The following is a 14,003-nucleotide window of genomic DNA, read 5'->3' on the forward strand; positions in this document are numbered from 1 at the left end:
TGCCGACTTACCGCTGTCGTCCTACATCAACCAATCGGCTAAGTTTACGGTAACACCGGTAAGCTCTGATGCGTTGGGATTGATCGAAGGGATGTTGGCTCCCGAGCCGTTGAAGGAATGGAGCGGCATCATCACATCCTGTGAGAAGTTGTCGGTATCGGCGGACGAGACCCGTTACCGCATGGTATTGGAACCCCGCATCGCCGCATTGAAGCACCACCGCACTTCGCGTCTGTTTCAAAACCAAAACGTGCCCGACATTATTTCGTCGCTGTTGAAACACCACGGCTTCTCCGGCGTCGATTTCCGTTTCAATACCTCACGCGAATACGGTGTACGCGAGTATGTGACCCAGTATCAGGAATCCGACTTTGCCTTTCTCAACCGGCTGTGCGAAGAAGAAGGGATTTGGTATGCCTTCGAGCAGAATGCCCAATATGGCGATGTGGCGGTATTCGGTGACGATACCGCCCATTATTTTCGCGGTAATACCTCTCCCTATCCCTACCGCCCCCACGGCGGATTGGAGAGCGTCGGCGAGGAAGCGGTGTTCGCCTTACAGGTGAAACACAACCCGATTCTCGAATCCATCCGCGTCGGCGACTACAACTACCGCGATGCCGATACCGACTTATCGTCCGCAGTAACGGCGAAGGGTACGGAAACCGACAGCAGCGTCTTACTCGGCAGCGACAGCCATTGGGGTTTGCATCAAAAAACACCCGAAGAAGCCCAACTTCAGACGGCCTTACTGCAACAGCTCGACCACAGCCGCCGTATCGTCGCTTCCGGCAGCGGCAACATCACCGCGCTTCGCCCCGGTCTGGTGTTTCAGACGGCCCCGAGCTTCAGCGAAGCACCCAACGGCTGGTTGGCGGTATCGCTCACCCACAGCGGCAGCCGCGACCAAGCATACAGCCATACTTTCACCGCCATTCCCGCCGACAGCATCTTCCGCCCCGAACGCATCACCCCGTTGCCGAAGATCCAAGGCAGCCTTCCCGCCAGAGTCACCAGCCCCGGCAACTACACCTACGCCTATATCGACAATATGGGCCGTTACCGCGTCAAACTGCCGTTCGACCTTGATGAATGGAGTCCGGGCGGAGAAAGCCGTCCCATCCGCTTAGCCAAGCCCTATGCCGGCCCCGACTACGGCCAACACTTCCCGCTGCACGAAGGCACCGAAGTAATGCTGTCGTTCGTACAGGGCAATCCCGACAGGCCCTACATCAGCGGAGTGATGCACGACAGTTCCCACCCCGACCACGTGCCTGCCGATTGGAACACCCGCAACGTTATCCGTACTTGGGCGAATAATAAGCTGCGCATGGAAGACAAACAGGGGCAGGAACACATCAAATTGGCGACCGAATACGGCAAAACCCAACTCAACCTCGGTCATATCGTCGACGGCCAAAGACAGAAACGCGGCGACAACGGCGAAGGCTTCGAGCTGCGTACCGATAGTTGGGGCTCATTACGGGCGGGGAAAGGCTTGTTCATCAGTACCGACGCCCAAAATCAGGCTTCGGGACAGGTATTGGATATGGATGCCGCCATCGCCCAAATGGAACAGGCACTCAGTTTGGCTAAAAGCCTTAACAAAGCCGCCCATACCGCCAAAAACGAAGCCACCGAAGCCGAAGAACAGGCAGGCCGTCTGAACGACAGCCTCAAACAGCTGCAACGTTCGGGCATCATCCAATCCGCCCCCGACGGCATCGCCAGCGCCACCCCGCAAAGCCAACTGCACACCGCCGGCCAACACATCCACCACATCAGCGGCGGCGACACCGACATCAGCACCGGCAGCAACTTCACCGTCCATGCGGTAGAGAGCGTCAACCTGTTTGCGCAAAGCAAAGGGGCCAAACTCCAAACCAATCAAGGCAAAGTAGAGATTCAGGCACAAAACGACGAGATGCAGCTCAACGCCCTCAAAGACGCGACCATTACCAGCAGCGCGGGCAAAGTGACCGTGGCGGCCAAAGACGAAATCCTGCTCACCAGCGGCGGCGGTTATATCAAGATAAAAGACGGCAACATCGAACTGGGCTGCCCGAAGATGGTGTGGGTGAAGTGCGCGGGGTTTCAGGTGATGGGGCCGAGGAGCTTAAGTCAGATGTTTAATACTTTACCTAAAACTAAATTCGATCAAGAAATTTTGGTTAAAACCCCTTCAGTAAAACCGATTGCTAACCGTCGCTTTATTCTTACCCGTTCAGACGGCACTAAGATTCAAGGTGTAACTGATGCAAATGGTAGTACGGGTATTCAGCGTAATGACGCTACTTTGGAAAAAATTACTTTAACAATTCTACCGAAAGAAAATTAATTATGAGCGATCATCAGCCTAAAATATTAAATATCCAACTTAATCATTTAGGTCAACCTACCGCACATGCTTATTTGACAGAAAGTTCTGATACCCAGCGTTGTGAAGTGCGTATTAAAGACAGAGTTGTGCCTATCTTATTTTCACCGGGCATTATGGGCAGTAATCTAAAATGTCGAGATGTTTGGAGCGGCAGAAAAACGCCTGTTTTATTGACTGATGCAGAGGAATTAGCCAAGACAGAGGTTGATAATTCTTGGCAGCCTCCTACTTCTCTTGGAGAAATGGTATATACACTTTTCACAAGCATATTCCGAACGAAAGAAATGAGAAGAAGGGAAATGAATCCGGATGTTGCTTTTGTGGATTGGGACAGCAATAAAATTAGGCCTCTACCCAAAAAAATGACTTACATTGAGAAGGAAAATAACAAAACTGAACAACAAGACGAGCAAAATAAAGAAGAGGCTCAAAAATCTGCCAAGAAGCCTTTTCAAGAAAAAGAGGAAATGAAGGAATCACAAAAAATTGCCGAAGAGGCCAAAAGGCGTGGCTGGGGTACTGTTTATCAAGGCAATTATACACCTTTTTTAGCGTTCTTAGAAGATACGTTAAATACCATACCTGCCTATGAATCACTAGATGAATACGAAAAACTTGCTTCAAGTGGTGTTTGGCAATCTTTGCTGCCTTTATTCAATCCGCAATCTAGTCAATCAACTCCGCAAGAGCAAGTATCAGATAGCACCAGTGAAGCACAAACTGCACAAGATACTAAACAATTAGCACAATGGCTGCAAAAAGCTGCTGATTGTGAATTTCGTGTATATGCTTGTGGCTACAACTGGCTTAGGGATAACCAAGAATCAGGAAATGGTTAGGGGCTGTACTAGATAAGCCCTAAACATCACACCATTTTCGCAGCATTTTAAGCTGCTCAGACGGTGTGCCAAAATTAAAACGAAATTCGCATTCTTTCAAGAACAGCGAGAAAGATTTGCGGTCGATACCGTTGTATTTACGAAGTACCCGTTTTGCCTGATTCCAAAAATTTTCGATGCCGTTAATGTGACTCTGACGATCAACAAATAATTTGCTGTGGTTGATACGATGATGGGTAAAACCACTCACATCCAACACGTCATAACTGCTCAGACAGTCTGTATAGACTATGCTATCCGGCATGATTTTATTTGTAATAACAGGCAATAAGCTTTCCCGTTTGGCGTTTTCTACCACCACGGTATAAACCTTACCGCCGCGTTTGAGGATGCCAAAAACCACCACTTTCCCTGCGGCGCCACGACCGCGTTTGCCTTTACGGTGCCCACCAAAATAACTTTCATCCAATTCGACAGCACCATCAAAAACCGCATCGGCCTCCAAAGCAAGATGATGGCTGATGACTTCGCGGATTTTGCGGTAGAACAGAGCCGCTGAATTGGAATGGATGCCTAACAAATCGGCAGCAGAACGGGCCGTTACTTCAAGCACAAAAAATTGAAGCAACTTCTTTTGAATACTCTTTTTTAATTTACAATGAGTTATCTTCATTTTTGCAGTCTAGCATGACTGCTTATCTAGTACAGCCCCAATGGTTATTATTATTCCAAAAGTGTTGAATATTTTGAAGCGGATAAAAAAACAAATAAAAAATATGGTCATAGCGATTTGAAGAGCCGTATACAAAAAATTTTAGAAGAAAGCAAAAAAACCGACAGTAAATGCGATGAAGTCATTATTCTTACCCACTCTATGGGTGGCTTGGTTGGAAGAGCCTATGCAAAAGAGCAGAAAGGCCAGCATCTTGCAGGCATCTATCATAATGTTATGCCTGCTACAGGTGCCCCGGCATTCTATAAGCGCCTGAAAGCTGGATTTGGTGGAGAAGGTGGATTTAAAGGAGATGTTGCTTCTCTTATTTTTGGCTATTCTGCCAAAAGGGTTACTCCGGTATTGCTCAATTCAGCCGGAGCGATGGAATTAATGCCGTGGATGGATTATCAAGTATTATCAGATAAAACCAATTATTGGTTAAAAATTGTAGAAGAATCTAATCCTGAAAAAATTAAATTCCAACTCAATACAGAAGATTTAATGCGGAATCCGCAAGCATGGTATAGCTTATTGCCTGATTTATATGATCATCAAGGGGAATTGATGTATCAACAAACCCAATTGAATGATAAAAAAATAAGTGGGAGAAAGCAGACCCTCGTATTAACCCTGGTGGGCTAGTATCTCCAATTAAAGAATTTCAAGAAATGAATGATAGTGTGCGTTTCAGCGTCATTATGGAAAAAGTAGATGTTTTTCAAAAAAAACACATGGGATTTTATCAATCCGGTAAAACCAATATTGCCTATGGCGATGATGGGCAGCATAAGGCATGGGGTAGTATTAGCTGGATGTGTTCCGGTTCCTTAGACGATGTTAGTGAAGATGAATTACGGCAGGCAAGATTGCTTCAAAGCAACAATATGTATAAAGGGAAAATCACGCTTGAGCTACCTGATAAGCGGCGCTTGTCATTTAAACTGAGTAAAGCACAAGATAGGGGTGATGGTACAGTGCCTACTGATTCAGGCTGTGCTCCCCAAGGGAAAACGGATGGGCGAATATTTATTGAAAGCGGGTATGAGCATCAAGATTCGTATGCAGACGGTAGACCCAGTAGAGTTTCCGCATTATTCAGTATTCTTGAATTTGCATCTAGAAAGGAATAATTATGTTTAAAGTAAAAATGAAAATTTATAGCATTTGCATGGTTTTTTGTGTCAGCCTTTCATTGTCTGCATGCAGCACCTCTTATACGATTCAACCATCTGAAGGAAAAAAAATTATGAGTAACGCGACAACAACTTCATATTGGACGGCACAACCGTTTTGCAGCGGCAGATATCAAATCAGCTTGCCGGCCAATCGTATAGCTGGCACAGGGTGGCTTAGATATAACAACTGGCAGGTGATTGTGCAACCCGATTATTGGGTTGATCGTGTGAGGACTATTTCAAAAATACAAAGGGAAAGAAAGGATGGTAGCAAACTATTTATAGAAAACCGCACTCTTATTCCTGGTCAAGCAATTGCGACCATTACACGAGAAGATTTTATGTGGGACGGTCGACATGTAAGCAAATATGGTATGCCTTATTACGCCGATTTAAGCTTTAAATTGGGGAAAAATGATGCTTATATTGTTGGCGCATTTTTTAATATTCCTGCTGTTAACGGTAAAGAACCGCCCAACTTCAAACAGCTCGAAAAAAATAAAATTGATGAAATCATCGGCCATTACCGCAATCACTTTCTCAATAACCTACAAAGCCGCACCGATCACGAAATCCCGCAAAAACCGGGTATCTGTTTGACCGAAGGCTTTATTGGCGACTCCGGTAACGAGCCGTTCTTCGGCAGTGCCGGCATCAAAATCAAAGATTACACCGACGTTTATGCAGAATTGACAACGGGCGGTTCGTTGGATGAAGAAGACAAACCGTTATTGAAACGGGACATCGCCACCAATGGCAGTATGTTAAGCAAAATGATGTCGTGGGCAAAATACTCGACCATCCGCAAAGGCAGCCGCACCATTAACGGCATGTCCGGCAGCGAAAAGCTGGTGAAATGGCAGGGCAACCGTTATTTGTTTGTGTGGGAGAAAGATGACGGCAGCGTCAACTTTACCATGATGTTCGGTACCAGTGGCAGCAATAAGGCCGGCTCGCCTTTAAGCGAACGAGAAGCCTTAGCGGCATGGGATGCGATACTGCCGACATTGAAAAAACGGATTTAACGTTATTGGCTAATCTACTTCATCCTAATAAAAAAGCTCCCTGTTAACGGGAGCTTTTTTATTAGGATGAAACAATTCTGTTTCGTTTTTCCTTACGCCTTTTTGTTGGCCAAAGCCGCTTTAATGTAAGCGGTAAACAGCGGGTGGCCTTTACGCGGCGTAGAGGTAAATTCCGGATGGAACTGGCAGGCGAAGAACCACGGGTGCTCGGGCAGTTCGATGGTTTCCACCAAACGCTCGCGGCCTGCGGATACACCGCCGATCACCAAACCGGCTTGTTCGAGCTGCGGCAGGAAGTTATTGTTGACTTCGTAGCGGTGGCGGTGGCGTTCTTTGATTTCGGTGCTGCCGTAGATTCTGGCGGCGAGGCTGTCGGGTTTTAGTTCCACTTCTTGTGCGCCCAGGCGCATGGTGCCGCCCAAGTCGGTGTTTTCGTCGCGTTTTTCCACGCTGCCGTCGGCGGTTTGCCATTCGTCGATTAGGGCTACGACGGGGTAAGCCGTTTTCAGGTCGAATTCGGTTGAGTTCGCGCCTTCCATGCCGGCAACGTCTCGTGCGTATTCGATGAGTGCAATCTGCATGCCCAAGCAAATGCCCAGATAAGGCACTTTGTTTTCACGCGCGTATTTCACGGCGGCGATTTTGCCTTCTACGCCGCGGATACCGAAACCGCCGGGCACTAAAACGGCATCCATGTCTTTCAGGCAGTCGGTGCCTTCTTTTTCGATGGCTTCGCTGTCGATGTAGGTAATCTGCACGTCGGTTTCGGTGTGAATGCCGGCGTGTTTCAGGGCTTCGGTGAGTGATTTGTAGGATTCGGTGAGATCGACATATTTGCCGACCATGGCGATTTTGACGGTGTGTTTGGGGTTTTTAATCGCGTAAACGATTTTTTTCCACTCGGTCAAATCGGCCTGTTGTACGTTTAATTGCAACTGCTCGCAAATGATGTTGTCGATGCCTTGGCTGTGGAGCATTTCGGGGATTTCGTAAATGCTGTCGGCGTCGTAGCTACCGGCCACGGCGCGCTCTTCGACGTTGCAGAAGAGGGCGATTTTGCGTTTTTCTTCATCGGGCAGAATGCGGTCCATGCGGCAGATGAGCACGTCGGGCTGGATGCCGATTTCGCGCAATTCTTTAACGGAATGCTGGGTCGGTTTGGTTTTGATTTCGCCCGCTGCGGCAATGTAGGGAACGTAGCTCAGGTGGACAAACAGGGTGTTGTTGCGGCCGAGCTGGCTGCGCATTTGGCGGATGGCTTCCAAGAAAGGCAGCGATTCGATGTCGCCCACGGTGCCGCCGATTTCGACGATGGCGACATCATGGCCTGCCGCGCCTTCGTGGATTTTGCGTTTGATTTCGTCGGTGATGTGCGGGATAACCTGCACGGTGCCGCCCAAATAGTCACCGCGGCGTTCTTTGGCAATCACATGTTCGTACACTTGGCCTGCGCTGAAGCTGTTGCGCCTGAACATGGTGGAGTTGATAAAACGCTCGTAGTGGCCGAGGTCGAGGTCGGTTTCCGCGCCGTCTTCGGTTACGAACACTTCGCCGTGCTGGAAGGGGCTCATGGTGCCGGGGTCGACGTTGATATAGGGGTCGAGCTTGAGCATGGTGACTTTCAAGCCGCGCGATTCGAGAATGGTGGCAATAGAAGCGGCGGCGATACCTTTACCGAGTGAAGATACGACGCCGCCGGTTACGAAAATAAATTTGGTCATGATGTTTACCGCTCGTTTTGAATGCGTGATTTTACCTTGAATGGGGTTTGCCTTCAACTTTGGAGGCCGTCTGAAAAAACGATAATGCTTGCTTTCAGATGGCCTCTCGGTGCTATGTGGTTAAGATTTTTGGGCTTCTTCGCGCAGTTCGCGGCGGAGGATTTTGCCGACGTTCGATTTAGGCAATTCGTCGCGGAATTCGATGTCTTTCGGCACTTTATAGGCGGTCAGCTCGGTGCGGCAGAAGGCGATAAGCTCTTCTTTGGTGAGCGAAGGGTCTTTTTTCACAACGAAAAGTTTGAGGGCTTCGCCGGTTTTTTCGCTGGCTACGCCGATACAGGCCACTTCGAGCACTTTGTCGTGATGGGCGACTACTTCTTCGATTTCGTTGGGATAAACGTTGAAGCCGGAAACGACAATCAGGTCTTTTTTGCGGTCAACCAGTTTGAACCAGCCTTTTTCGTCGACAACGGCAATGTCGCCGGTTTCGAGAAAGCCGCGGCCGTCGATGGTTTTGGTGGTTTCTTCGGGGCGGTTCCAATAGCCTTTCATCACTTGCGGGCCGCGCACCCACATTTCGCCGGGTTGTCCTATCGGCACTTCTTTGCCGTCGGCATCACGCAGCTCGATTTCGGTGGAAGGTACGGGCAGACCGATGCTGCCGGTGTAGGAAGGAATGCTGAGCGGGTTGCAGCATACGCCGGGGCTGGCTTCGGTGAGGCCGTAGGCTTCGACAATCGGCGTGCCGGTGATGTTTTTCCATTTTTCGGCCACGGGTTTTTGGGTGGCCATGCCGCCGGCTAGGGTGAGCTTGAGGGCGGAAAAGTCGATTTCGGCCAGTTCGGGGCGGTTGACCATGGCGTTAAACAAGGTGTTTACGCCGATGAATACGCTGATTTTTTCTTTTTTCAATTCGCCCATGAAGCCTTTCATGTCGCGCGGATTGGTAATCAGCAGGATTTTGGCACCGGCTTGGGTGAAAATCATCAGGTTGATGGTTAAAGCCAAGATGTGATACAGCGGCAGCGCGGCAATTACGATTTCTTTGCCGGGTTCCAACAGGTTTTTAATCCACTCGGCGGCCTGCTGCATATTGGCGCAAATGTTGCCGTGGGTGAGGATGGCACCTTTGGCCACGCCAGTGGTGCCGCCGGTGTATTGCAGAAAGGCGGTGTCGTCGCGGGTAAGTGCTACGGGGGTAAACGGATGCGCCGCGCCTTGTTTTAAGGCCGTCTGAAAAGGAATGATGTTGGCGATGCGGTATTCGGGCACCATTTTTTTGACTTTGCGTACCACAAAGTTCATCAATTTGCCTTTCAGCCCGAACATATCGCCGACGGTGGCGACAATCACGTTTTTCACTTTGGTGCGCGGCAAAACCAGTTCCAGCGTGTTGGCGAAATTTTCCAGCACCACGATGGTGGTCGCGCCGCTGTCGTTGAGTTGGTGTTCAAGCTCGCGCGGGGTGTAAAGCGGATTGGTGTTGACCACGATCATGCCTGCTTTCAAGGCACCGAAAAGGGCGACGGGGTATTGCAGCAGGTTGGGCATCATGATGGCAACGCGTTCGCCGCGCGGCAGTTTGAGGGTGTTTTGCAGAAACGAAGCAAAATCGGTAATCAGCTTGGACGTTTCGGCGTAAGTGAGGGTTTTGCCCATGTTTTGAAAAGCGGGCAGATGGCTGTGTTTGCCGGCGCTTTCTTGAAACACTTCGATAATCGAGTTGTAGCGTTCGGTGTCGATTTCGGCATTGATGCCTTGCTCGTAGCTTTGGAGCCAGATTTTTTCCATAAAGTGAGTTTCCTTGTTGTGAGGCCGTCTGAAAATCAGGTTGGCTTTTTCAGACGGCCTGACTGTTATTGTGTAATGATAACGGGTTTGTCGGTAGCCGTAATGATGCCGCCGCCCAAGCATACGTCGCCGTCGTAGATTACGGCGGATTGGCCGGGGGTAACGGCCCATTGCGGTTCGTCGAACAGCAGCTCGGCGGTTTCGTCGTCGATGTAGCGCAGTTCGCACGGCGCATCGGCCATGCGGTAGCGGGTTTTGCAGGTGTAACGGCCTTCGGCGGGGCGTTCGGGCAGTGTCCAGCTTAAGTCGTTCATAGTCAGGCTCTTGGTGTAGAGCAGCGGGTGGTCGTGGCCTTGTACGACGATTAATCGGTTGCGGGTTAAATCTTTGCCGGCAGCAAACCACGGTTCGCCCGCGCCGCCGATGCCCAAACCTTTGCGCTGGCCGATGGTGTAGAACATCAGGCCGACGTGTCCGCCTACTTTTTTGCCCTCGGGCGTAACCATGTCGCCGTTGTCGGTGGGCAGGTATTGTTGCAGGAACTCGCGGAACGGGCGTTCGCCGATAAAGCAGATGCCGGTGCTGTCTTTTTTGGCGGCGGTCGGCAACTCGGCTTCGGCGGCAAGGCGGCGCACTTCGGGTTTTTCCAAGTCGCCGAGCGGGAAAATGGCGCGTTGGAGCTGGTGCTGTTTGAGGCGGTATAAAAAGTAGCTTTGGTCTTTGTTGTTGTCGAGACCTTTGAGCAGGTAGTGCACGCCGTTGCGCACTTCTTTGCGGGCGTAGTGGCCGGTGGCAATCACGTCTGCGCCTTGTTCGACGGCGTAGTCGAGAAAGCATTTGAATTTGATTTCGGCGTTGCACAATACGTCGGGATTGGGCGTGCGGCCTGCTGAATATTCTGTGAGGAAGTAGGCGAAGACGTTGTCTTTGTATTGGGCGGCGAAGTTGACGATGTCGATGTCGATGCCGATGATGTCGGCCACGGCGATGGCATCAAACGAGTCTTGTTTGATGCTGCAATATTCGTCGTTGTCGTCGTCTTCCCAGTTTTGCATGAAAACGCCGCGCACTTGATGGCCTTGTTGTTTGAGCAGATACGCGGTTACGGATGAATCAACGCCGCCGGATAGGCCGACGATGATGTTTTGCGGAGTGGATGTGTGCATGTTTGCGGTAGTGTAAACATAATTTAAATGATTGGCGGATTTTAACATTTTTAAGCGGTTTATCACCACCGCGGCGGCATGTGCGCGTGTGCGGCGGGTAAGTGCTTGGAAAGATTTGTTGAAAAAGACGGGTTTAATGGGTGTACAATAGCGCCTTTTTTCAGACGGCCTCCCAAGCCGTATCTCATACGCTTTACCATAGAAAGAAACACGCATCATGTTCCGTACCATGCTCGGCGGCAAAATCCACCGTGCCACCGTTACCGAAGCCGATTTGAACTACGTCGGCAGCATCACCATCGACCAAGATTTACTCGACGCAGCAGGCATTTGCGTGAACGAGAAAGTGCAAATCGTCAACAACAACAACGGCGCGCGCCTTGAAACTTATACGATTCCCGGTGAGCGCGGCAGCGGCGTAATCTGCCTCAACGGTGCCGCAGCGCGCTTGGTGCAGAAAGGCGATATTGTGATTATTATGTCGTATGTGATGATGAGCAGCGAAGAAGCCGCCAAACACGAGCCGAAAGTGGTTTTGGTGAACGAGAAAAACAAAATCCGCGGCATCATTCATTACGAACCGCCGCATACCGTTTTATAAATCAAACCGTAAGGCCGTCTGAAAAAATTGCTCTGTTATTTTTCAGACGGCCTCAAACCAAGCGAGGCCATATCATGAACGTTAACATCAAAAATATTACCGTAGCCAACGATGCGCCGTTTACCCTGTTCGGCGGCATCAACGTGCTGGAAGATTTGGATTCCACCCTTAAAGCCTGTGAACATTACGTTAAAGTAACCGACAAACTCGGTATTCCCTATGTGTTCAAAGCCTCGTTCGACAAGGCCAACCGTTCGTCTATCCATTCTTACCGCGGCCTCGGTTTGGACGAAGGCATGAAAATCTTTGCCGCCGTGAAAAAAGAATTCGATGTGCCGGTGATTACCGACGTGCACGAGCCGTACCAATGCCAGCCCGTCGCCGAAGTGTGCGACGTCATCCAACTGCCCGCATTTTTGGCGCGCCAAACCGATTTGGTGGTGGCGATGGCGAAAACAGGCAATGTTATCAATGTGAAGAAGCCGCAGTTTTTAAGCCCTTCGCAAATGAAAAACATTGTGGAAAAATTTAAAGAAGCGGGTAACGAGCAAGTGATTTTGTGCGAACGCGGCGCACAGTTCGGCTACGACAATTTGGTGGTCGATATGCTCGGCTTCGGCGTGATGAAGAAAACCTGCGGCAATCTGCCGGTGATTTTCGATGTAACCCACTCGCTGCAACAGCGCGAATCGGGTGCCGCCGCATCGGGCGGCCGCCGCAGCCAAGTGCTTGATTTGGCGTTGGCCGGTATGGGCACGCGCTTGGCGGGTCTGTTTTTGGAATCGCACGCGAATCCCGACGAAGCCAAATGCGACGGCCCGAGTGCGCTGCCGTTGGCAAAGTTGGAAGATTTTCTGGTGCGCGTGAAAGCGGTTGATGATGTAGTGAAATCGTTTCCGGTGCTGGCTATCGACTGATACAGCTAAAGCCGTTGGATAAACATGAGGCCGTCTGAAAAAAGTTTTCAGACGGCCTCATGTTTTGGCTGAATCCTTAAGGCAAAGGCATCAAGGCTTCACGGCTTGACCGTTGATTTTAATACTTGTCAGTTTCAAATCATAGGTTTTGCCGTCGTCGGTGTAAGTGATTTGGGCAGGTATGTTGTTAAACGCCGGTGCAAAAGCGTAATTTACCGTGCTGTCGCCGCGTTGGATGCGGTATTTGTTCACTTCGGTGCTGCCGCCGCTGATTTTGTATTGGCCGCTGCCGGTTTTGTTCAGGCCGCCGACACGGTAGATTTTTTTACCGTTGGTAATGCGCAGGCCGGAGGGCAGGGAGGCGTCGTTGGCGGCCAGCTGCCACGCGAGGGTGAACAAATCCATGGTGGTGCCGGAAGCAGCTTCGGTTTTTTGTTCGCCCGCTTTGCCGTAGGTAACTTTGCCGCCGCCGAATTTGGCTTCGGCATAGGTTTTGCCGCCGCGCACATCTTTGTAGTAGGAAGGAATCAGGCGGTTGCCCGAAATGGTGCCGCCGGATTCAAAGCGGATGTTGTACAGCGGCACTTTGATGTGGGAAACGATTTTGTAGCTGTTGCCGTTGCGGTTGAAAGTCATGGTGGCGGGGATGCCGTAGCTGCCTGAATATCTCAATTCGGCAGATTGCGGCAGTTCGGCCGCTGCTGCGGGAATGCTCACGGCAAGGGCGAGCAAGGATAAACTGAATTTTTTCATTTAAGTTCCTCTTTATGCGGAAATCAGGCCAGAAGCTGCGATTCGAGCTTGACCGAAGGTGTGCGGATAACGCGGTTGCCGTCGATTTTCAGACGGCCTGCGGCAAAATCAGCCACAGCCTGCGGAAATAATTGGTGTTCTACTTTCAAAACCCGTGCGGCCAGCGTGTCGGCGGTGTCGTCGTCAAACACCGGCACCGCGCCTTGTGCGATTACCGGGCCGCAGTCCAGCTCGGGCGTAACAAAATGAATGGTGCAGCCGGCAATGCGGCAGCCTGCTTCGATGGCGCGTTCGTGGGTGTGCAGGCCGGTAAAGGCGGGTAGCAGGGAAGGGTGGATGTTGATCAAACGCCCTTCATAATGGCGGCAAAACTCGGGTGTGAGAATGCGCATAAAGCCTGCCAAAACCACCAAATCGGGCTGGTAAGCGTCGATTTTCTCCATCATTGCGCGGTCGAATGCCGAGCGGTCGGCAAATTGCTTGTGGTTCAGGCTGTCGGTGGTTATGCCGCGCTCTGCCGCCCAAGCCAAACCGGCGGCGTTTTCGTTGTTACTCAAAACGGCGGCAATGCGCACATGGGGAATCTGAGCTTCAACAATGGCCTGCATATTGCTGCCTCTGCCGGAAATCAGGATAACGATGTTTTTCATGTTCAGACGGCCTCGGAAGGAAGTTAACATATCGCCGCACCAGCCGTGCTGCAAGGGCATTAGCTTAACTTAACGGCTTTTTAATGATTGTTGCCACAACCTGCTGATCTGTATCGAAAAAGTGTCTGCAATGTGTTACAGGCGGCGTAAGATAATACATGCCTTATGCACTCAATCGGCTGGCGGGATTGCGGCGTATTGTATCAAGACGGCGGGTTGGTTTGAAAGCATCATTCAGACGGCCTGAAATCTTTATGCAGGTGTTTTTGT

Annotated in this window: 13 protein-coding genes; 7 read left to right on the top strand and 6 right to left on the bottom strand. The window is 50.4% G+C overall.

The annotated features are described in order from the left end of the window. The first annotated feature begins 25 nt into the window (after positions 1-25). Both CKV66_RS04780 and CKV66_RS04785 read left to right on the top strand, forming a co-directional pair. Positions 26-2,338, top strand: coding sequence for a type VI secretion system Vgr family protein (locus CKV66_RS04780; protein ID WP_231990541.1), 2,313 nt, complete (start codon positions 26-28; stop codon positions 2,336-2,338). A gap of 2 nt (positions 2,339-2,340) precedes the next feature. After that, entirely contained in the window at positions 2,341-3,219 is an 879-nt protein-coding gene (locus CKV66_RS04785; RefSeq protein ID WP_085363909.1) for a hypothetical protein, read from the top strand. 19 nt (positions 3,220-3,238) lie between these two features. Here CKV66_RS04785 and CKV66_RS04790 read toward each other — a convergent pair whose 3' ends face one another. Beyond that, complete coding sequence (locus tag CKV66_RS04790; RefSeq protein ID WP_085363908.1) at positions 3,239-3,892, bottom strand: IS1595 family transposase; 654 nt, start codon at positions 3,890-3,892, stop codon at positions 3,239-3,241. A gap of 117 nt (positions 3,893-4,009) precedes the next feature. On the opposite strand from CKV66_RS04790, the gene CKV66_RS04795 reads away from it, so the two are divergent. The 3 genes from CKV66_RS04795 to CKV66_RS12150 are packed head-to-tail and all read left to right on the top strand — an operon-like array spanning position 4,010 to position 6,134. Beyond that, the gene (locus CKV66_RS04795) at positions 4,010-4,576 is read left to right on the top strand and encodes a PGAP1-like alpha/beta domain-containing protein (RefSeq protein ID WP_085363907.1); all 567 of its coding nucleotides are present in this window, start codon (positions 4,010-4,012) and stop codon (positions 4,574-4,576) included. A gap of 26 nt (positions 4,577-4,602) precedes the next feature. Next, positions 4,603-5,064 carry a hypothetical protein gene (locus CKV66_RS04800; RefSeq protein WP_085363906.1) on the top strand — a complete coding sequence of 154 codons (462 nt, stop codon included), beginning with the start codon at positions 4,603-4,605 and terminating at the stop codon, positions 5,062-5,064. A gap of 2 nt (positions 5,065-5,066) precedes the next feature. Next, positions 5,067-6,134 carry a T6SS immunity protein Tli4 family protein gene (locus tag CKV66_RS12150; protein WP_085363905.1) on the top strand — a complete coding sequence of 356 codons (1,068 nt, stop codon included), beginning with the start codon at positions 5,067-5,069 and terminating at the stop codon, positions 6,132-6,134. Positions 6,135-6,226: 92 nt separating this feature from the next. Here CKV66_RS12150 and CKV66_RS04810 read toward each other — a convergent pair whose 3' ends face one another. The 3 genes from CKV66_RS04810 to mnmA all read right to left on the bottom strand — a co-directional run bounded on the left by CKV66_RS04810 (position 6,227) and on the right by mnmA (position 10,812). Next, positions 6,227-7,855: a CTP synthase gene (locus tag CKV66_RS04810; protein ID WP_085363904.1), complete on the bottom strand. Its 1,629-nt coding sequence runs from the start codon at positions 7,853-7,855 to the stop codon at positions 6,227-6,229. 120 nt (positions 7,856-7,975) lie between these two features. Next, complete coding sequence (locus CKV66_RS04815; protein ID WP_085363903.1) at positions 7,976-9,646, bottom strand: AMP-binding protein; 1,671 nt, start codon at positions 9,644-9,646, stop codon at positions 7,976-7,978. Positions 9,647-9,711: 65 nt separating this feature from the next. Further along, entirely contained in the window at positions 9,712-10,812 is a 1,101-nt protein-coding gene (mnmA, locus tag CKV66_RS04820) for a tRNA 2-thiouridine(34) synthase MnmA (RefSeq protein ID WP_085363920.1), read from the bottom strand. Positions 10,813-11,029: 217 nt separating this feature from the next. On the opposite strand from mnmA, the gene panD reads away from it, so the two are divergent. Continuing rightward, a complete protein-coding gene (panD, locus tag CKV66_RS04825) occupies positions 11,030-11,413 on the top strand; it encodes an aspartate 1-decarboxylase (RefSeq protein WP_054598931.1) in 384 nt (127 codons plus the stop codon). A 74-nt stretch (positions 11,414-11,487) separates the two neighbouring features. Further along, positions 11,488-12,330 carry a 3-deoxy-8-phosphooctulonate synthase gene (kdsA, locus tag CKV66_RS04830; protein WP_085363902.1) on the top strand — a complete coding sequence of 281 codons (843 nt, stop codon included), beginning with the start codon at positions 11,488-11,490 and terminating at the stop codon, positions 12,328-12,330. 90 nt (positions 12,331-12,420) lie between these two features. Here kdsA and CKV66_RS04835 read toward each other — a convergent pair whose 3' ends face one another. Further along, positions 12,421-13,083, bottom strand: coding sequence for a DUF3108 domain-containing protein (locus tag CKV66_RS04835; RefSeq protein WP_085363901.1), 663 nt, complete (start codon positions 13,081-13,083; stop codon positions 12,421-12,423). A gap of 23 nt (positions 13,084-13,106) precedes the next feature. Continuing rightward, positions 13,107-13,733, bottom strand: coding sequence for a phosphoribosylglycinamide formyltransferase (gene purN / locus CKV66_RS04840; RefSeq protein WP_085363919.1), 627 nt, complete (start codon positions 13,731-13,733; stop codon positions 13,107-13,109). Positions 13,734-14,003 lie beyond the last annotated feature (270 nt).

It is taken from the genome of Neisseria zoodegmatis, assembly GCF_900187305.1.
Taxonomy (GTDB): Bacteria; Pseudomonadota; Gammaproteobacteria; order Burkholderiales; family Neisseriaceae; genus Neisseria; species Neisseria zoodegmatis.